The organism is Mycoplasma feriruminatoris (assembly GCF_000327395.2).
GTDB classification, from domain to species: domain Bacteria; phylum Bacillota_I; class Bacilli_A; order Mycoplasmatales; family Mycoplasmataceae; genus Mycoplasma; species Mycoplasma feriruminatoris.
Genome location: NZ_CP091032.1, coordinates 382,220 through 403,927 on the forward strand (window position 1 = coordinate 382,220; position 21,708 = coordinate 403,927).

At 23.8% G+C, this 21,708-nt stretch carries 12 protein-coding genes; 9 read left to right on the forward strand and 3 right to left on the reverse strand.

Annotation, left to right across the window (positions count from 1 at the left end):
- Window positions 1-204: 204 nt before the first annotated feature.
- Genes D500_RS01650 through D500_RS01690 form a run of 9 tightly spaced genes read left to right on the forward strand, consistent with a single transcriptional unit; the run spans window position 205 to window position 13,698 of the window.
- Window positions 205-2,433, forward strand: a complete 2,229-nt coding sequence (locus D500_RS01650) for a putative immunoglobulin-blocking virulence protein (protein WP_008363128.1) — start codon at window positions 205-207, stop codon at window positions 2,431-2,433.
- 21 nt (window positions 2,434-2,454) lie between these two features.
- The gene (mip, locus tag D500_RS01655; protein ID WP_008363130.1) at window positions 2,455-5,100 is read left to right on the forward strand and encodes an Ig-specific serine endopeptidase MIP; all 2,646 of its coding nucleotides are present in this window, start codon (window positions 2,455-2,457) and stop codon (window positions 5,098-5,100) included.
- A 59-nt stretch (window positions 5,101-5,159) separates the two neighbouring features.
- Window positions 5,160-6,578, forward strand: a complete 1,419-nt coding sequence (locus D500_RS01660; protein WP_008363132.1) for an MSC_0624 family F1-like ATPase-associated membrane protein — start codon at window positions 5,160-5,162, stop codon at window positions 6,576-6,578.
- Window positions 6,579-6,587: 9 nt separating this feature from the next.
- On the forward strand, window positions 6,588-7,085 hold the full coding sequence (locus D500_RS01665; protein WP_008363134.1) for a DUF2714 domain-containing protein: 498 nt from the start codon (window positions 6,588-6,590) through the stop codon (window positions 7,083-7,085).
- A 1-nt stretch (window position 7,086) separates the two neighbouring features.
- Window positions 7,087-7,998 (forward strand): MSC_0622 family F1-like ATPase gamma subunit, encoded by a 912-nt coding sequence (locus D500_RS01670; protein WP_008363136.1) that lies wholly within the window; start codon window positions 7,087-7,089, stop codon window positions 7,996-7,998.
- Window positions 7,998-8,462: an MSC_0621 family F1-like ATPase epsilon subunit gene (locus tag D500_RS01675; RefSeq protein ID WP_008363139.1), complete on the forward strand. Its 465-nt coding sequence runs from the start codon at window positions 7,998-8,000 to the stop codon at window positions 8,460-8,462. Before D500_RS01670 ends, D500_RS01675 begins: the two co-directional genes overlap by 1 nt.
- Window positions 8,449-10,767 carry an MSC_0620 family F1-like ATPase-associated subunit gene (locus D500_RS01680; RefSeq protein WP_008363141.1) on the forward strand — a complete coding sequence of 773 codons (2,319 nt, stop codon included), beginning with the start codon at window positions 8,449-8,451 and terminating at the stop codon, window positions 10,765-10,767. The genes D500_RS01675 and D500_RS01680 overlap by 14 nt, the downstream gene beginning before the upstream one ends.
- 4 nt (window positions 10,768-10,771) lie before the next feature.
- Complete coding sequence (locus D500_RS01685) at window positions 10,772-12,319, forward strand: MSC_0619 family F1-like ATPase alpha subunit (RefSeq protein WP_008363143.1); 1,548 nt, start codon at window positions 10,772-10,774, stop codon at window positions 12,317-12,319.
- Complete coding sequence (locus D500_RS01690; RefSeq protein WP_008363145.1) at window positions 12,319-13,698, forward strand: MSC_0618 family F1-like ATPase beta subunit; 1,380 nt, start codon at window positions 12,319-12,321, stop codon at window positions 13,696-13,698. Before D500_RS01685 ends, D500_RS01690 begins: the two co-directional genes overlap by 1 nt.
- 55 nt (window positions 13,699-13,753) lie before the next feature.
- Here the strand turns inward: D500_RS01690 and D500_RS01695 are convergent, their stop codons facing one another.
- From D500_RS01695 to D500_RS01705, 3 genes are all read right to left on the reverse strand, one after another.
- The gene (locus D500_RS01695) at window positions 13,754-16,258 is read right to left on the reverse strand and encodes an MOLPALP family lipoprotein (RefSeq protein WP_008363147.1); all 2,505 of its coding nucleotides are present in this window, start codon (window positions 16,256-16,258) and stop codon (window positions 13,754-13,756) included.
- A 272-nt stretch (window positions 16,259-16,530) separates the two neighbouring features.
- Window positions 16,531-19,014 (reverse strand): MOLPALP family lipoprotein, encoded by a 2,484-nt coding sequence (locus D500_RS01700; RefSeq protein ID WP_239759478.1) that lies wholly within the window; start codon window positions 19,012-19,014, stop codon window positions 16,531-16,533.
- A 180-nt stretch (window positions 19,015-19,194) separates the two neighbouring features.
- Window positions 19,195-21,672: an MOLPALP family lipoprotein gene (locus D500_RS01705; protein WP_239759485.1), complete on the reverse strand. Its 2,478-nt coding sequence runs from the start codon at window positions 21,670-21,672 to the stop codon at window positions 19,195-19,197.
- Between the last annotated feature and the right edge of the window lie 36 nt (window positions 21,673-21,708).

The window sequence follows — 21,708 nt, forward strand, 5'->3', positions numbered from 1 at the left end:
AGAAAAAGTTCAAATACAAACTATTTGAACTTTTTGTTTTAATTGAATAATAAAAAAAAAAAAAAAAAACTGTATTGTTGTGTGGTAAAATTTTTTGTGATAAATTCGTGGATTATATATAAATTTTTGAAAATATAATTCAACATATTAAATTTAAATAAAATAATATAAAATAAATGAACACAATATTTTTTGGAGGAATTAATGAATTTATTAAAAAAGAAGAAAAATAAAATATTAGCATTTGCAATTTTAGCTGGCTTAATGACTTCAGCTAGTTTAGGATCAACTGTTTTTTATTCAATAGCTGATAATTCTTTAGCAAAAGAAGTTGATTCTAATGGAATAGTTGATGCTACCTTGATCCCAATTAATGATGCAATTTCTCCAAATTCTATTAAATCAAATAGAGATAATAATATTAGAAAGGTTGAAGGTGAAAATCTTCAACCAACTGTTAAAGAAGAAAAAAAGGTTATTATAATACCTGAAAAACAACAAGATAAACCGCAACCAGCAATTCCTGAAACTAACCGCGCAACTAGTTCACCTGAAGAAAAACCTAAAATTGAAACTAAGGTTAGAAATAAACAAACAATAACTATTGCTGGAACTCAAGTTGAAGGTGAGGTTGAGGGATATCCTGGTTTTACAGTGCATAAATATGATCAGGAAAGAGGACTATCTAATCCCAAACCATACACTAATCAAATAGTTGGTAAAATTATAAGTATAGAAGTTACTGACCAATTAAGAAAAAATGTTGTGGATCGTGCTTTAGGTGGTGCTGAAGGTAAAGGTGTTGGGCTATTTGACAACACATTTTTTAACGTGGCGTCAAATCTTAGTTCAAATGAAGATATAGCGACTGTAACAGAAACTATTAAAAGACAACATGATTATCAAAATTTTATAGACCGTTATATAAAATTACTAGATTCAGGTAAAGTTGTAGAATTTTTAAAAGATTCTGCCAAACCTGAGTATCCTAAGAAAAAGCAAGAATTGGATAGAGACCAATTAAGAATTTGACTAATTCTTAATTTAGACAAATCTAAATTTAATAAAATGGCTTCTAGATCTGAAGCTTATTTAAAAGAAGGTTTAACAATTGATCCTAGAAATGCATTTATTAATGAAAATGGTGAAATTGATTCTAATGCTTGATCACCACCTGATTCTCATAATACAGTAACTAGCCGTTTGCAAAGAGATAATTCAGAAAGAAGAGTTTTTGGATATAACAGTTATTATAATAGATCATCAGATAGTATAGAGAATGGTGATTACCCAGGATGAATAAAAACAGAAATTGATGTTGAAAATGACTCAACATTCAAAACTTATAATATTAAAAAAGATGAAGGAATTAAGATAACTAAGCTTGAACGAAAAGATAAGGTTGAAGAGAAAAATGGTTTGATTAACGAAGGAGTTGTTGTTGAAGTAGATGCTTCTAATGATAAAGGTTATCAAAAATTAGAAAGTTTAATTAAGGAATTTAAAAGTAGAGGTCAAAAAATTACTTCATACAGAATTAAAAATATGGGAGCTAAAGATACTAGTCAAAAATTTGGTGATATTTTAGCTGCCCTTCCTGATGAAATACCACAATTAGAACTATTTTTCTCAGATAGAGATCCAAGTACAGCAAGCTTGATAAATTTAGAAAATAAAAGTATTAAAGAACTTTCTTTATATACTAATGGGAACTCATTGAAAAAAGCCTGATCATTTAATCCATTATCATTTAAAAAGACAGAGTGAATTAACACTATTGACTATAATGTAAGTGCTCAATATGGTAGAAATGCAAACATTTACACAAGAGTAACATTTAATACATTAGCATTTGATGCTAAAGATTATAATGGGAATAATGATTTTCAAAGAATTAATGATGGATTAAGAATTGCATATTATGCAAGAAATAATGAACCAATTTTTCAAGGTGGTTTAGGTCCTGGAAATAATCCTGATACTAAATTGGGAGATAATAGTTATCCAACCGGATTAGATTTTTCAAGAGTTACTCAAATCAAATCGCTAAGAGGTTTAGAATTTGGAGATATTCAAAATCCTGGCAATGGTTCTAGAAAGATTACAGAATTAACCCTATATAATAATGATTCTGTTTTTGAAATTTCATCAGATGAATTAAGTAAAGCTAATATGCAGCATTTATCAACTGGTAATAGTCCAGAAAAACCAAAACTTCATTTTAGTAATGGTAATACCACTACAAAAATGAGAATTAAAGGTGCTAGTTTAGATGATTCTGCTATTGAAAACCTTAAAAAATACTTTGAATATAATGAAGCACTAAAAGCTAATAAAATTATCCAAGTAGATTCAGGAAATTCCGCTCTAGAAAGTCAATTAAGAAACCTAGGATTTACTGTTGAGAGTTCTACAAATTCTATCATTACTTAGAAAAGAGAGATTTCATAATATATGTTTAAGAAAATATTAACTTCATTTAGTGTTGTTGCTATAACTTCTTCTAGTTTTTTAGTAGTTGCTTGTGGAACTAAATTAAGTAGAGATGATAAAAAACCTTTAAATGATATTGAGTTTAATAAAATAATAAACAATATAAATGATTCAAATAAGTTAGAAGAATACGCTGATTTGTCATTTAAACTTAATTCTAGAGTAATTCCTAAAAATCAAGTTCTGCCATCTCAATGAGAAAATAATCCTAAAATGCTTTCTGTAATTTTTAAAGGAAATAATAAAAATAAAATTAATGTAATAGTTAATAGTGTAAGTACAAAAAATGGGCAAAATTTTAATATGTCTAATAGAGAGGGAACAGCAGAAGTTTCTCTGACTTTTATTAACTCTCACACTGGAGCAAAGGAAACTAAAATAATTAAATTTAGTGGTTTACTATCTAATCAAGGATTTGATGAAAACGGAAGAATTGTTGGTAATCAATATGCATATTTTAATGAAATTGGTGGTTTTGAAAAATATATAAAACTAGATTTAATTAATAGATTTGATTTTGATAATAAAAAATATATTGATATATTACAAAATTCCTTACAAGCTAATCCTAGTGATAAAGTTGGAAATATTAAAAAAATTCGTGATATTACAATAACAAATGATCAAATTAATGATTTTAATAAAAAGGCAAAAGAAGTTAAGTTTGACGAATATTACAATGCTGCTCTAAAAGGATTTACTTTACCTGTTTATGGAAATAATGGTGATGTTACTGGTCTAAAGGTTAATGATGGCCCTGAAACTGGTAAAGGTCCTTCTGTTGTTGATTCATTAGGAAGAGATCAAGCAAGAACTAATGGCTTGGCTAGAACTATTCCAAATGAAACATACAAAAACATTGCAGCTCAAACTTTTCAAGTAAGTTTTAGATCACCTAATTTATACGAAGAAGAAATTGAAGAAGCAAGAGAGTTTATTCAAAAAATAAATGAATGAACTGATGAACAATTTAAGTCATATATGTCTATTCAATTAAATAATTTAGGTATTGATTTTAGATATAAAAATGAACAAATTGAGCTAGAAATTAAGAATACAGATAAAGATAAATACCCTGGGCATATAGAACAATTAACTAAAAATCAGCAAAAATTAAAAGAAGAGTATGAAAAGGAAAAACAAAGATTAGAGAAATTTGAAAAAAAAGATTTAGAAAATTGACAAAAAAAAGAAATTGAAGAATACGAGAAAAAAGCTGAGGATACTCATAATAATTCAATTAGACCTGTAAGTGGTACAATGTGAATTTTAGATCATGTAATTTCTGAAAATGGTGCCAATAAAAATGGCAAAGATTCAACTAAATTTTATTTTGGAACTAATTCGCATGTTGCCAAAGCCATTAAAAAGAACCTTTCTTCTATGTCATTAACTAGAATCGATAAAAGTGTTGCTGTAGGTCAAACATTAAAATTAAACGCCTTAGATCCTAATTTTAAGACTTTTAATTTTTCTAATAATTTAAAAGATGCTGTTAATGTAATTTTTCATGCTACTGATTTTATTAAAAAAGAGCAAAGGCCTACTGAATTCTTAGAATCTAGTCAAAAAGAAAAATTCAAAAAAGCTGGTATATATGCTGATTTTGCAGTAATCGAAATTGATTTTGAAAAGTTATTAGAAAATTTCAAAACCGATAATAGTAATAATTCTTTTTGAGTTCAAAGACAAGAAAAAATAATTACTAATGAATACAAAGGTAAAGAAATAAAAGATATAGTATCTGATATCACTAATGATTATGCTAGTCTTCCTGATGATAAAAAAGTTAAGTTTAAATCTTCATCTTATTTAGAAGAAAATAAATATAGTGAAATTGACCGTATATTGAGATTTGATCCAACAAAAACTGATGAATTGGAAAAATTTAAGAAATTAGAAAGCTTATTTGTTTTAGGTTATCCATCCGCTAAAGATGATTACTATTTTAAACAATATGAAGATGATGACCAACAAGCTGTTAAAAAATATAATTTTTCATTGTGAACAAATAGTGATCAAAGATATTATAATGAATTATCACAAAAAGAAGGGTATGCTAAGAAATTCCCCGACTATCTACTAGAAAAAGGAGAATCATTATCATATCAAATTGGGTACAGATCGTTTATTGATAAGCCTGGACTAACTGATGCATTTATAGCTTCAAGTAGGGTTGGAAATAAATTATATAGATTAAATGGAAAGGAATATTTCCAATATGGTTTACAGATAATGCCTAGATTTTATGCACCAAGTGGTGGTGCTAGTGGGTCTAGTGTTAGAAATAATAAAAATGAATTAATTGGAGTGTTTCATTCCGCTAATAATTCAGCAAAAACTGGATTAGCAGTAGCATTTAGATCACCAGGATACGATTACAAAGGTTTATTTGGTAAGTATAATTTGGTTCAATATGATTTAATTTATGGTGGTGCTGAACATCAAGTTAACTCATATAGATATTCATTATACAAAAAATACAAAAATAAGAATGTAAAAACTGCTTTATTTAAAAATGGGTTGAGTAGAGAACAAGGTATTCCAGAACAATTTAAATTTAAAAAAACTAATTTTCATGAAAACCATGATGATTATAATGAATAAAACTAATAAAAAATAAAGATTAATTCATTCTTTATTTTCTATTTTTAAGGAGAAAATTAATGCACAAAACTTTATTTGAACAACAGAAAGTTTATGATAATGCTAAATATTTACTACAAAAAAATAAAGTAATTTCTAGAATATCAGTTTATAAGATTTTTACATTATCATATCTATTTGTTTCTTTAGTTTTGCTATTGATGTTAAGAGATTATGGGATCTTTAATAAAAAAATTATTAGTCCTATATATTTCTTAAATTTTAGTGAACCTATATATGAAGAATTTAATTGAGTTTTATTATTTAGAATTTCAATTTTAGGTTTTTTATACTTTTATCCATTAAAAAAAGCTTATTTAAATATAGAAACGAATAAACCACATTTAAAAATTTATAATATTTGGTTTTCATTATATTTAGGAATTTCTTTTTCAGCATTTGTTTTATTTTTTACTTTTACAAGCAAAGATTCAAAACAAATAATCAATCTAATCTATGGTTTAGTAGTTTTATTAGTTGTTGATATTTCATTTACATTATTTAACTACTATACTAAAAGAAAAATTAACCCTTTAATTTATTCAAATAAACTACCTTTATATGTTGATATAACTTCAAGAACTTTATTATGTTTAGCTACTTTAATTATCTTTTTATTATGATCTAAAAATAATGAAGTTGGATTAATGATTGTTAATAATAGTTTTTATAAAAACATCCTACTAACTTTTACAGTTAAAACTTTTACTAACTTTTTAATTATTTTTACAGGTTCACTAGTTTTAGGACTATTATTTATAGGTTTAAAGATTTATTGAATTTGAACACTAATTTATAAACAATTTAGTATTGATTTGATTAAAAATAGAATGTCATACTATGTTGTAATGTTATTTAGTGTATTTATTTGATTTATTAGTTTATTTTGATTAAAAATAAACCCGACTCATAAATTATTTAACACCAATTCTCATACTCAATATTTATTCATATTATTTGGAGTATTGAACTTTATTATTTTTATCTTATTTACTTATTTTGTTTATTTTAAAAACAAAATTAAAAGTCCGTTAATTAGATATAGTGCTTTAATTGTTTATCAATGAATATTATGAACTGTATTTATGATTTCAACTTTTATATATGATAAAGCTGAAGTTTCATTTATTAACTTATTAATAACTGTAATTTGTTCATTAACTACTTTATATTGACATTTTAAAAGACATCCATATGTTTCTTATCAGGCTTATGTTTTAATTACAATTAATTTATTATTAGTGTTTATTGTAATGTTATTATTTGGATTAAACTATGTTTTATTATCAATTAATAATAAGTCATTTAACTTTTTAATATCAGGATTAACTTTAACACAAACAGTAAGTATGCTAGTTGTAGTTATTAAAACTATTAGTTTAGTTTATATTCTAATTAATATGAGTATAGTTTTAAGTAAAATCACTAAAACTAATTAAAGGAGAACAATGAAAAAAAAAGAAATTAAAAAACCAGAATTAGGTTCTTTTGAAGTTTTTGATTTATATAAAGAGATTGTTAATAACAATTCTTATATTGATTATCAAAAATTACTAGCTAGTGTTTTATTAGAATGTAAACTTGGATTTAGTTCAAAAGAATACTTAGAGTTTGAAAAAATGTATAAAGAAGGTTTTGAAAAGAAGTTTGATCTTGTTTTAGATGATTTTGTAATTACTTTTAATGTTAATTTAAAATACAGTAATGATATTTTAGTTCCAATGTTAGCTGAAAAAGAAAATAGTAATACTGAAGCTATTAATTTAAAAACTAGTAAAAATGAAAAGTTAAATCAACTTTTAAAAGTATTTAATAAGTATGTTCAACAATTATTACAAGAACAAAATTATGTTGAAATTTTTCCAAAGATTATCTTATTTATTTCTAAAAGCACTAATCTATTAAAAGTAGTTTTTGATAAAGAATATGTAGTTTATAGAGGTTAGTATGGATTTAAAAAAAGTTGAAAATAAACTAGAAAGTTTAGTCAAAATCGAAAACAAAGTTCGTAATGACAAAAACATTTTATTAATTGACATTATTAAACAAAATAGTTTATTAAATTTTTATGTAAATAATGCCTTAACTAGCCAGGAAATGATTTTGTTATTAAAACAACACTATAACATTAAAACTTCATTAATTACTTTAGAAAATAAAAGTTTTAGTTTTATAAATAAATTAAATAACTTTTTGTTTCAAAAAAGAGATTTATGAATTTATGTAACTGAAGAACAAGAATTTGCAACAGATTCATATTCAAGATATGAACAGCATATTTTAAAAACAGCTAAATTAAAACAAGCAGATTTTATAAGTATTGGTTCAAGAGCTAGTAAGTTTTGTAAAGAAAATAAGTTAAATCTTATTTATGAAATTGATTCAGAAAATAGAGATTTAGAAGTTTGTTGAAAATTAACTCAAATTATTAAGTTCTTATTTAGTGAACAAAATTATGCTAGTTTACACTGTGTAATTAATTCAAATAAAAATAATCAGGGTAGTTTTACTATTTTACCTTTGTCTAAATTTGATTTAGATTCACTAGTTGAAACTAAACAAGAAATTAATTTACCAGATATTAAAAATATAAAAATTTATCCAAGCATAGATCAGTATCTTTTAACTCAAATTGATAATTTTTTAATTACTTCTATTAATTCATTATTAGTTGAATCTTCTTTTTATAAAGCAAAAAATCAATTAATTAAAACTAATAAAACAATTAATGAAGTAGAAGAAGAAATTAAAAAGATTAAGAAAAAAATCATTAGAATCAAAAGAGAAAAAGAGATAGAAGAAATAGTTTTACTAACAAGTAATAATAAAAAGTTTTTATTAAAAGGTGGTGTTAATTAATGATACATAGATATTTTAACGTCACAATTAATTTTATTGAAAATAAAAATGTTACTAAATTCGAATCTTGTCAAGTGTATTTTAATGTTGACCAAGAAGGTGAATGACAGTTATTAAATGAAAATGCTGTTTTGGGATATGAAATCTTGTTATTAAAACTAGTTGTTCTAGACCAAAGAACTAAATATCTGTTTGTTAAAAATACGAACATTATTGTTAATAATAATCAAATTATAATTAATACTTTATCTAGACCAAAATTCTTTTATAAAACTAATCTAAAAAAACTTTATTATAAAGAATTAGCAGAAGTAAATAAGCAAGTAAAACAATTAGAAACTATTCAAAAAATTGGACTAGATATTAGTAGTTTTTTAAATTTAAGTGAATTAAAAAACCAGCAATATATTTTAAAAATGAAGAACTTTTTTAGTTTAAAAGAGGAGCAATATGAAAATAAATAAAAATCACTCAAGACTTTTAAAATTAATTAGTATTGTTACTATAACAAGTTCTTCAATTATATTACCTAGTTTTTTAGTTACTAAAAACCAAGAAAGTTTTATTAGTTATAAACAAGATGGTGGTTCTGGTTCTGGAGCAGGTAATGGTGGAACTGGTTCAGGTTCAGGTGGTTCAGGAACTACAGGTACTGGTGGTTCAGGAACTAATGGTACAAATAATGGCAATTATGAAACATTTAATACAAGAGGAAAAAGAGAAAAAGATCCTACTTTTAGTACTTTTAAAGAAAAATTAAAAGAGCAATTAAAAAAAGGAATTGAGGAAGTCAAAAACGAAATTAATTCTTTTTTAGATGAAGAATTGAAGAAAATAGGTGATTTGAAAAGTCCTGAAACAGATAAAAATAAATACTTTGAAAAAATTGAAAGAAAGACATATTTAACAGAGTTAAAAAAATATTTTGATAAGGAAAAAAACTGAACTGAAAAGCCTGATGAACTAGGGTTTAATATTACTTTTCCTTATGTCATAGCAAATTTAGAAAAATTGTATACAGCAACTGTAAAATTTGAGGGAAAAGACTACTCTGATGTTAAAGTTGGTTTATCAACTGATAAAACAAAAGACATTAATAACAAAGAGAAAAAACTTGACTACTCTGATGTTATTAATGGCAAGAATAAATTAGCTCCCGATTCTAAACCCCAAGATAATTTTATAAATAGTAAAGAGTTTGATGACGCAGTAAATAATTATCTTAAAACTTGAAAAGCAGATGTTAAGAAAATGATATATCAAAATCAAGATATTTTAGAGTTTGGAAAAGATATTTTTTTAACACCTAGTAATGGTACAAATTCAAGTTCAAGATCAGAGACAACCACCCAGGTAGATGGATATACTGTCTTTCTTAATGATAAAAAACATAAAAATTGAAATGAATATATTAAAGAAAAAATTTCTAAAAGATTTACGCACTTTGATTTAGAACAAAACCAAAAATTTAAAATTGTCGACGAAGCTAAACCAACTCCAACTCCAACAAAACCAACATTACCTGATCCAACTAATAAACCGCTTGTCCCAACTAATCCCCCAAGTAGTCAAATAACCCAAGCAGTTGAGTCTTTACCAAATTTAGAACCTTATATTAATTATCAGTTTGCAAGTTATGATCTTTCTAATTTAAAAAGCAATTTAAGTAGTGCCCAACCTGAAGAAAAAGAAAAATATTTCTTCTTTTTAAATCCGATTAACACTAGATTTAAATATACAGTTGATCAAGTGTTGGATAACAATAGTGTTGTAGTAAGAATTACTGATCAAGCTAAAAACGGTAATTCAAGAACTTATATTTATGAAAATGTACAAATTGGTAAAGATTGAAGATTTTTAATGTTATTAGAAAAAGAATCTAAATATATCGAAAAAGAATTTAATAAGTTATATAAAGCGCTTTTATTAGATGAAAAAATTAACTATAACAGTTTAGCTCATGATTCATTACAAGAATCATTATTTAGTTTAGTAAATGCCGCTACTCAAATAGTAAGTAGTACTAATTTCAAATCTTTATGATTTGACAATATTATTAATAACTATCAAAAAATAGATGAATCTGATCAACTTGGTGATTACACTAATTGGGCAAATAAAAAAGCTAGTCCTTTATTTGAAACATTACTAAGAGCAATTAGTGCTTCAAAATTAAATAACAATCCAGGTTGATATGTACTAGTTAAAGCATTTAACAATGTTAAATATGACTTAGACCAATTAACAAATGATGAATCAACTTATAATTCACATTTAAGAAGAGCTCAAGAATTAGATTTAGATTTAAAATATTATGATCAACTTTATGAAGCCTTAGAACATTCTATTTTAAAACTAACAACAACAGCTAACCAATTAACTAAAAATCTAGGTATATCATCATGATTTAATAAATATACTGATGATTTAAAAGATACTAGAGAATATGTTGAGATTTTAAGAAATCTTTTAACTGGAAAACAAATTTCAAAAGGTAGTGAAGACTACAAAGAATTCATGGCTAATTATCAAAAAGCTATTGATAAATTAAGTCAAAGAAACCAAACTACTAATAAAACAGCAATTATTATTGGTTCTATATTATTGTCATTAGGGTTATTATTTATAATCACTAATTTATTGATTCTATTAATAAAAACTAAAAAGAAAAATAAAAATTCTAAATTAATCTTTATTGTTACTAGTTGTATTTCAGCTATTAGTTCAGTTATGGGAATAATTTTATTGATTTTAGGAATGAAAGGATAAAATAATGAATAAAAAGAATATGCAAAATCATACTCTTCCAAAAATTAGTGCAATATTTGATTATATTGTAGAAATTAAAGGTGAATTTGATTACCGCCAACAACAAGTGTTTACATCACTAAAAAATCAAGATGCTAGATTATTTTTAATTAGTGCTACAAATGATACTGCTTATTTATTAGCTAATTTAGAAGCTAATAAACTAGCTATTGGAGATGAATTAGTTTTATTTGAAGGTTCAAGTGAAATTTTTACTTCACAAAAACATTTTGGAAAAGTAATTGATGTATATGGAAATGCAATTTTACCAACTAATGAAATAATAAGTAAGAATGAAAAAGATCCATCTGATGAAATCTTTAAACTAAGTCACGATTTAATGAAAGTTCAAAGATTAAATCAACCATTATATACTGGACTAACTGCAATTGATTTATTAATACCAATTGGTAAAGGTCAACGTGAATTAATTATTGGTGATCGTCAAACTGGAAAAACTCACATTGCATTAAATACTATTATTAATCAAGCTAGAAATGGTGTTAAATGTGTTTATGTAGCAATTGGTCAAAAAAGAGAAAGTGTTTCTAAAATTTATAGAACTTTATTAGAATACAAAGCTATACATAACACTATTATTATTGATGCTCCAGCAATTAGTGCTTATGAGCAATATTTAGCACCATATATAGGAATGGCTCATGCTGAAAATATTTCATTAACTGATGATGTATTAATCATTTTTGATGATTTAACAAAGCATGCAAACATTTTTAGAGAAATTGCTTTATTAAGTAACCGTCCTGTTGGAAAAGAAGCAATGCCTGGTGATATGTTCTTTGCTCATTCTCAATTACTAGAAAGAGCAGGGTCTTTTAAAGATAGAAAAACTATTACAGCATTACCTATTATCCAAACAACAGATAATGATATAACTAGTTTAATTGCTTCAAATGTTATTTCAATTACTGATGGACAAATTGTTACAAGTAGCAAATTATTTTCACAAGGTATTTTACCAGCTATTGATATTGATTTTTCAGTGTCAAGAACTGGTGGAAGCGTACAAGACAAAACTACTAGGGCTGTTGCTGGTCAAATTAATAAAATCTATAGAAAATATAAAAGACATTTAAAACTATCAATGCTAGATTATAAATTAAATGACGAAGTTAGTGATTTAATGTATAAAGGACAAATGATAGATAAATTATTTACTTCAAAAGGATTTAGTCTATTTTCATATAACTTTGTTTTAATAATGACAAAGATCATTAATTGATCACTAATTAGAAATATTAAAGATGAGAAAAAAGCATTGTTATTTTTAGACGAATTAATTAATAACTATAGTGACGGTAAAAAACAATTTGAAATCATTAAAAATGGTGATGATTATGATGACAAAATGATGAAAAATTATTTTGCATTTGCTTTAAAACAATATTCTGATTATGTTGGATTAAATTGAGAAATTGATAATGAATATGATTTCTTATCATTAGATCAATCATTTTTAGAAAAAACTGCTAAAAAGTTAGGAGATAAATAATGAACGGAAAGATTATAAGTATATCTGGAGATGTAATTGAAGTTCAATTTGAACCATCAAATTTACCATCAATTAATCAATTACTAACAACTCATGATAATCAAACATATTTATTAGTAAAAAGTGTTATTAATGATACTAATATTAAAGCAATCATTATTTATGCTTCTAAACAAATTTCATTAAGCGATCCTGTTATTAATACTAAAAAAAGTTTTATGGTTCCAGTAGGAAGTAAAGCTAAAAACAATATTTTTAGCTTTACTGGAGTTTCATTAAATAATAAACATGATGAAAAACAAGAATATGTTGAAATGAACTCAACTATTAATAATAAAAGAGAATTAACTACTGAATTTGAATTAATTGAAACAGGTATTAAAGCAATTGACTTTTTTATTCCAATTTTTAAAGGATTTAAATTGGGAATATTTGGTGGAGCTGGTGTTGGTAAAACTGTTTTAATGAAAGAAATCATTTTTAATGTTAATAATAAATATAAGAACACTTCAAATATTTTTATTGGATCAGGTGAACGTTCAAGAGAAGGTATTGAACTTTATGATGAATTAACTGAATCTAATTTAATGAAAAACTCAACTATGTTTGTTTCAAAAATGAACGAATCACCAGGAGCACGTATGTCAATTGTTCCAATTGGAGTAACTGCTGCTGAGTATTTAAGAGATGTTAAAAAAGAAGATGTTTTATTATTTATTGATAATATTTATCGTTTTATTCAAGCAGAAAACGAAGTAAGTGCAACACTTGGTAAAAAACCTTCAGTTGGAGGATATCAATCAACTTTAGAAAGTGATGTTGCAAATATTCAAGATCGTTTATTTAAAAATAAAAACGGAGCTATTACTTCATTTCAAACTGTGTTTTTACCAATGGATGATTTAAGTGATCCTTCAGCTGTTGCTGTGTTTAACCACTTAGATTCAAATCTAGTTTTATCAAGAGATCAAGCTGCTAAAAACATTCTTCCAGCTTTTGATCCACTAGCAAGTTCTTCTAGTTCAGTTGATGAAACTTTAATTGGTAAAAAACATTTTAACGCTATTATTGAAGTTAAAAGAATTTTAAAAGCTTATAAAGATCTAGAAGATGTTATTTTAATTTTAGGATTTGATGAATTAGATGCTGAAAGTAAAATTCTAGTTAAAAAGGCTTTACAATTAGAAAACTTCTTTACTCAATATTTCTTTATGACAGAACAATTTACAAAACAAAAAGGTCAATATGTACCTTTAAATGATACTATTGAAAGTGTTATTAGAATTATTGAAGGAAAATATATTAAACAATCTCCTGAAATCTTTTCATACATTGGATCAGCTTTAGATTTAAAAACTGATGAAGAGTTAGGATTATAATTTATAAATAATAAAAGCAAGACTTAGGTCTTGCTTTTTTACTAACTAATTTAGATTAATTTTTTGTAATTTTTGTAAATTTAAATTTATCTTGTTTATCTCTTAAATAACTAAATGAATAAGTAGATTCACTTTTATCATTTTTATTTTTAACCTTAGCAACTAAAGTTTCACTTAATAATTGATCTGATTTATTTTTCTTAGTATCTTTAAATTCAAATTTAATTTCAACACTAGATTCATCAATTATAAGTTTATCTAATGAATTATTTAAAGTAGTAATAATCTTAGATATTTGGTTAACAGCATTTTCTGATTTATCGTCTTTTTTACTTGTATCAACATTAAATACTTTATTTAATACAGTATCTAGTAATGAATCTTTTCCAATTGGATTATTTTTATCTGAAGTTCAACCTATGATTTCTAGAGTTTTATCTTGATTTTCTTTTAGAATTTCTAGTAGATGAGTTTTACCTTTGTAATCAAATCCATTAGGTTTGTATTCATATTTATCCATTACTTTAGCTAGATCAGTTAAACCAGTTAGATTAATATTTGAGCTAGTTAATTCAGCTAATTTTTCATTTCCTTTAACATCAAGTCCAGTTAATATTGTATCTAAAATATCAGCAACAGATTTACTTTGTAAAGGTTTTAAAGCTTTTCTATCTTTTCATGAAGCTTCATCAATTTTATTTAATGGAGTTGTTAGTAAACCTTTTAAGTTAAATTCTTTAACGTTTTTAAAGATTTTATCATAACCGTTTTCTAATGTAGTTAAGAAACCTCTGATTGTAGAAAATGGGATACTTCTTGAGTCTTGACCTACGTTTTTTAGTATTCCATCTATTGTTTCTCTAAATTTTTTGAACATTGCATTAACTTTGTTTACTAAAAATACTTCACCACTATAAAGATCTTTAAATGAATTTGTATTTTTATCATCCTTTTTTAAAATTGGAAAGGCAACACTTAATACTTCATCAATTAAAACAGCAAGTAGGAAAGGCAGTAATTGTATTTTATCTTTATATGAATCAGGAATTAATTTTGTATTTTTTTGCAAACTAGTTAGAATAGCAGGAATAACTTTAACAAATAGGGTAGATAAAGAATCGTGTAGATTTTTTGTTCCTGTTAACAAGTTATTTAATGTATAACCCATCCATTTATATAAATGAGGTAGTGAATCACTAATAACTTTTTTAAGTTCATCTTCTTTTGTGCTTCCACCAATTAATGGTAAGATTAGTTTAACTTTTTTGTTTAAAAAATCATTTACTAGAACGGTTAGAACAGTTACAACAGGATGAGCACTGTTTTTTTCATAGTAATCTTTTGCATTATCAGGAGTACTGGTTTCTGGGTATTCTACTTTATTTTGTGACAAGAATAAAATATTTAATAGTTTTTGTAATTCAAATCCATCTTTTTTAGTTTCATCTTTTAATTCATCAAGTGCCTTTTTAAAGAATGAAAAAATGTACTTTAAATTAATAGATGATTTTTTATCAGCAACTATTTTTTCTATATTTTTATCCTTATAAAGTTCTATTAAAAATTGTTGATTTGTTTTAGTAGCATCAAAAATATTATTAGGAGCTTTAGGAGTATAGTCTCTAGCATTTTCAAATAGACTTAATTTTATTTGCAAGAATTGAATGGCTTCTAAAATATAACCAACAATTTCTAATTCTTTACCAGTAGCAGGTTGACCAGGACCATTTAATGCTTTGCTTAATGCTTCTGCTGCTTCTTTTAATGATTTAGAGGCATTTTCAGTTTTTATTTTTACTGGAGTATATCTAGCTCCAACTTCACTTAAACCTACAGCATTAACTATTGATGTATAAAATGCATTATCTAGATCTTCGGCTTTTAGTTCCTTGTAATTTTTATTTACATCAATTTTATTTTGAAATTCTTCAACGTCCTTTGTAAAATCAACTTTTGGATTACTTAATTTTTCTAATCCCTCTTTTAAATAAGGTTTAACTTTTTCAAAAGATGATTTTAAAGTACTATTTACTGAATCAAATCCAGTCACTAAAAACGCTGGATTTAAACTAGTTGTTAGTTCTAATATTTTTAAAATATCATCACTATATTTATCTAAATCAGTTGTACCTAATCCAATTAGTTTAAAAATTTCACTAAATAAAGGAATAGAAGGTTTTTTAGTTTCTGAATCTAGTTTAATTTTTGAATCTAATCCAGATTTGTATGAATCTTTTTCAAAGTATTTATCAACAAGATCGTTTAATGTTTTTACATCACTGATACTACTATCAGTGTTATCTAATTTTAAATTATTGTCTTTTAGTAAATCAGTTAGTGATTTATTATTATATTCTTTTTTAATTTCTTCTAAGTTAACTTTTAGTTGGTCTGCTAAAATAAGCTCTTTAGCAAATAAACTAGCAGTTGTTTGGGCATTTGTTATAGAGTTATTATTTTCAAATTTAGTTTCTTTTTGTTTTGTATGGCAGGCAATTATTGGTAAACTAGCAGTTGTTATCATCATCATTGATGATAAAATTGCAATTAATTTCTTCATAATTTCTCCTATGTAAAACACTATTGTAAAATGTTTTACATTTAGATATTGCCAATAAAAGTAGGTTAAAAGTAGAAAATAACATAAATATAGAAAAACAACAATAGTTTTTAGCTAAAATAACCTAAGTTTTAGAAAATACTTAGTTTTTTAGAAAATAGTTGTTTTTTATGTTATAAAGCTCTTAATTACTATAAAAAATTATTAAAAATTATAAAAAAAACAAGATCTTAAATAAATTAAGATCTTGTCAACCACTTAACTTTGATTACTTAGTTTTTTGTAATTTTTGTAAATTTAAATTTAGACTGTTTATCTCTTGAATAACTAAATGAGTATTTAGATTCAGTATTATTAGTTTTATTTTTAACTTTAGCAACTAGAGTTTCACTTATTAATTGGTCTTTGTTATTTTTCTTTGTATCAGTAAATTCGAATTGAATATCTATATTTTCATAATCAAATGAATCATCTAATGAACTATTTGTTAGTGAAATAAGTTTTGCTAATTGATTAATGGCATTTTCTGATTTATCAGTGTTTTGATTTGTTTTAAAGTTAAATACTTTAGATAAAAATACATCAATTAATGAACCTTTTCCAATTGGATTTTTACTATCTGAAGTTCAACCTAAAATTTCTAAAGTTTTATCTGAGTTATCTTTTAAAATGTCAAGTAATTGAGTTTTATTTTTATAATCAATTCCATTAACTTTATAAGTGTAATTCTCAATTAATGATGCCACATCAGTTAAACCAGTTAGACTAATATTTGAACTAGATAAATCAGCTAATTTTTCATTTCCTTTAACACCAAGTCCATTTAATAAAGTATCTAAAATATCAGCAATAGATTTATTTTGTAATGATTTTGAAAAGTTCTTATCTTTTCAACTATCAGGATCTATTTTATTAATTGGAGTAGTTAATAAAGTTTTTAAATTAAAATGTTTTACATTTTTAAATATTTGATCATAAACACCTTTAAATATTTCTAAATAAGGTTTAGCTTGGTCAAATGGAATTTGATCAGCAGTAATTCCAATCTCAGATATTTTTTCTGTGATCTTATTCTTTAGTGCTTCAAAAAATTCATCTAATTTATTAACTAAAAATACATCTCCACCATATAAAATTTTGAATGAATTTTTATTTTCATCTTTACCATTAGTAATTATTGGAAATGCAATTTTTAGAGTTTCAGCAAGTCCAAGAGCAAATAACAATCCAGGAACTGCTGGAATTAATGCTTCTTTATCTTTAACTTTTTCTTTTAATGTAGTAATGTGTTTAAATAAGGAAGTTAAGATAGGTGACATTGTTTTAGTAAACAATATACCTAAAGTTTCATAGGCGTTATTAGTACCAGTTAGTAGATTAGCTAAAGCAAATGAAACTCATTTATATAGATAGGGAATTGATTCATCAGTAAATTTTTTAATATTATCTTTGTCTTTTGGGGCAAAAGTTGCAAGATTTTTTTCTACAAAATTTTTAGCTATTACTGTTAATAAAGTGACAAATGGATGAGCTTTTTTCTTTTCATAATATTCTTTAGAATCATCTGCATTTATTTTATCTGGATAATCTACTTTATTTGGTGATAAGAACAACATTGCTAAAAGTTTTTGTAATTCATATCCATCTAATTTCTTTTCATCTTTTAATTCGTTAACAGCGCTTTTAAAGAATGAAAGTATGTATTTTAAATTAATTGATGAAGGTTTTTTTTCTGTTATAGATTCGATAGTTTTACCTTTATAAAGTTCAGTTAAAAATTCTTGATTTGTTTTATTAGCATCAAATAAGTTATTAGCTGAAGTTGGAGTATGAGATTTTATGTTTTCAAATAAACTGAATTTTAATTGTATAAATTGAAGAGCTTGTAGAGTGTATAAAATGATATCTCATTCTTTACCTTGATTTGATTTAGCAGGTGAGCTAATTAATTTAGTTAACATTTCTGCTGTATTATCTAAGGTTTTATTAATATTATTAGTATCAATTTCAACAACTTTAAACTCTTTTTGATTTAATCCTGAACCTATAGCATTAATTAAACTTGTATAAAAAGCAATATCTAAATCTTCAACTTTTAGATCTTTGTATTTTACATTAACATCAAGTTTTTCTTGAAACTCTTTAACATTATTTACTACATCTTTTGAATTAGAAATTGAGTTAAATAGTGTTTTTAAACTTGGTTTAATATTTTTAAAAAATGATTGTAAAGTAGTGTTACTTTGATCAAAATTTGAAGAAATAAACATTGGATTTAAATTAACTAATAAAGTTAAAAGATTTGTAATATCATCAATAAATTTATCTGAATCAGTTATGCTTAATCCAAGTAATTTAAATAAAGGATTATCTAATTTCTTTTGTGCATCTAATTTGATTTTTGAATCTAATACATCTTTATTTTTGTATGAATCTTTTTCAAAATATTGATTAATAAGTTCATTTGATGAACTGATATTTTTAATATTTGAATCATTATTATCTAATTTTAAATTTGTTTCATCTAATAATAAAGCTAAGTCTTTTTGTTGATTTCTATTTTGAATTTCTTTTAAATTGATTCCTAGTTGATCAGCTAAAATAAGTTCTTTAGCAAATAAACTAGCAGAAGTTTGAGTGTTTGTTATTGAGTTGTTATTTTCAAATTTATGTTCTTTAGTATGGCAGGCAATTATTGGTAAACTAGCAGTTGTTATCATCATCATTGAAGATAAAATTGCAATTAATTTCTTCATAATTTCTCCTAAGTAAAACACTATTAAAAAGTGGTTTACATTAAAATATTGCCAATAAAAATAAGTCAAAAGTTAAAAACAACAAAAACATAAAAAAAGTCCAATAATTTTTAAAAAAACATAAAAAAACAAGATCTTAAAAACTTAAGATCTTGTATACTTGTTAATTTATTTTACTAATTATTTTTTTGAAATTTCAGTGAATTTAAATTTAGATTGTTTATCTCTAGAATAACTAAAAGTGTATTTAGTTTGTGTGTTTGTAATTTTATTTTTTACACTAGCAATCAAAGTTTGTGATAATAATTGATCTAATTTGTTTTTCTTAGTGTTAGTAAAATTAAATGTGATTAATATATCAGATTTTGTTATTTTACCAACAAACCATTCATTTAATAAATTAGTTATTTTTTCAATTTGATTTAAAACATTTTCTGAGTTGTTTGTTTTTAAATTAAATACTTTAGTTAAAAACTCATTAATTAATGATCTTTTATTGATTGGATTATTTTTATCTGAAGTTCATCCTAAAATTTCTAAAGTTTTATCTGGATTAGATTTTAAAATATCAATTAAGTTTTTGTTTTTGTAGTTGAGATCTTTAGTTTTATATGTGTAATTAACTATTATTTTAGCTACATCGTTTAAACTAGTTAGATTAATATTTGAACTTTGTAATTGATCTAATTTTTCATTATTTTGAACATTAAAAGTGTTTATTAAAGTATCTAAAATATCAGCAATAGATTTACTTTGCAAAGGTTTTAAAAAATTTATATTTTTTCATTTTGTTTGATTTATTTTATTAAGACAAGTAGTTAATAAAGTTTTTAAATTAAAATGTTTAATATTTTTAAATACAAAATTGTATTTTTCTTTAAATAAATCAAAATATTTTTTTATAATTTCATAAGAAATTTTTTGATCACCAAATAAAGGTTCTAATTTTGTTTTAAAAGTATCTTTTATAGTATCAAACATATCATCAAGTTTATTAACTAAAAAAATATCTCCACTATATAAAACTTTAAAAGCATCTATTTTTCTATCAGTTAATATAGGAAAAGCAATGTCTAATTTTGATGAAAATAACATAAATACAAATGGTGGTATTGATAAAATAAGTGCTTGGTTGATGTATGGTTTTAAAATATCAGTATTAGTTTGTAGTGAATTTAAAATTTTTGGTATTACATTAGCAAATAAAATATCTAATATTTCATATGCATCATAACTTGATGATAATAAACTATTTAAAGCAAATGATATTCATTTATATAAATAAGCAATTGATTCATCTATAAATTTATCAATTTCAATACTAGTTATTTTTTGTTTTTCTAAAAGTAATTTAAGATTTTTTGATAAATAATTTTTTAATATATCTACTAATAAACTAACTAGAGGATGAGCTTTTAAATTTTTATAATAATCATTAATTTCTTTATTTTCTTTTTGTTCATCAATATCTTTACGATATTTGACTTTTTGAGTTGGTAAAAACAACATTGCTAATAACTTTTGTAACTCGATTCCATCTTTTTTATTTTCATCTTTTAATTCATTAACAGCATTTTTAAAAAATGAAAGTATGTATTTTAAATTAATTGATGATGGTTTTTGATTAGTTATAGTTTTTATAGTTTTATCTTTATAAAGATCTTGAATAAATTTGTGATTAGTTTTATCTTTATTAAATAATTTATCTTTTGATTCTGGTGTGTAATTTCTAGTATCTTCAAATAAACTTAGTTTAATTTGTAAAAATTGAAGAGCTTGTAAAATATAACAAATTATTTCTATTATATTAGTTTTATTATCAGTTTTATTTTTAAAAGAACTTAAAACTTTATTTAATAAATTACTAGCTTTTAATAATGATTCATTAATGTTTTTAACATTTATTTCTACTAGTTCAAATTCTTTTATTGAAAAAGCTAAACTAATAACATTAATTAAACTTATATAAAAAGCAGCATCTAAATCTTGTGCTTTTAAATCTTTATATTTTGTATTTACATCAATTTTGTTTTGAAAATCTTCAACTTTTTTTAATAAATTTTCTTTTGAACTATTTAAAGTTTTTATTCAATTTGAAAAGCTTGGTTTAATTTTTAAAAAAATTGCTTTTAAATTACTATCAATTTTATCAAAAGTAGAAAAAGCAAAAATGGGATTTAAATTAAGTGTTAAATTTAAAATATCTAAAATATCATCACTAAATTTATCTATATCAGTTTCTTTTAATCCAAAAAATTTAAAAATTTCTTTAAATATAGGATTATTTAAATTGTTTTTTATATTCTGTTTAATATTTTGATTTAAAAACTTTTTATAAGAATCTTTTTCAAAATATTTATCAACAAGATCATCTAGATCATTTAAGTCATTAATACTTTTATCCAAATTATCTAATTTTAAATTATTTTCTTTTAATAAAACACTTAGTGTTTCTTTATCATTATTAATTTTGTTTAAATCAACTTTTAGTTGATCTGCTAAAATCAATTGTCTAGCAAATAAACTAGCAATTGTCTGGGTATTTATTATAGAATTGTTAGTTTCAAATTTGAATTGTTTAGTTTGACAAGAAATTATTAATAAACTAGCAGTTATTATCATCATAAATGAAGATAAAATTGCAATTAGTTTTTTCATAATTTCTCCAAGTAAAATACTATAAAAAAAGTACTC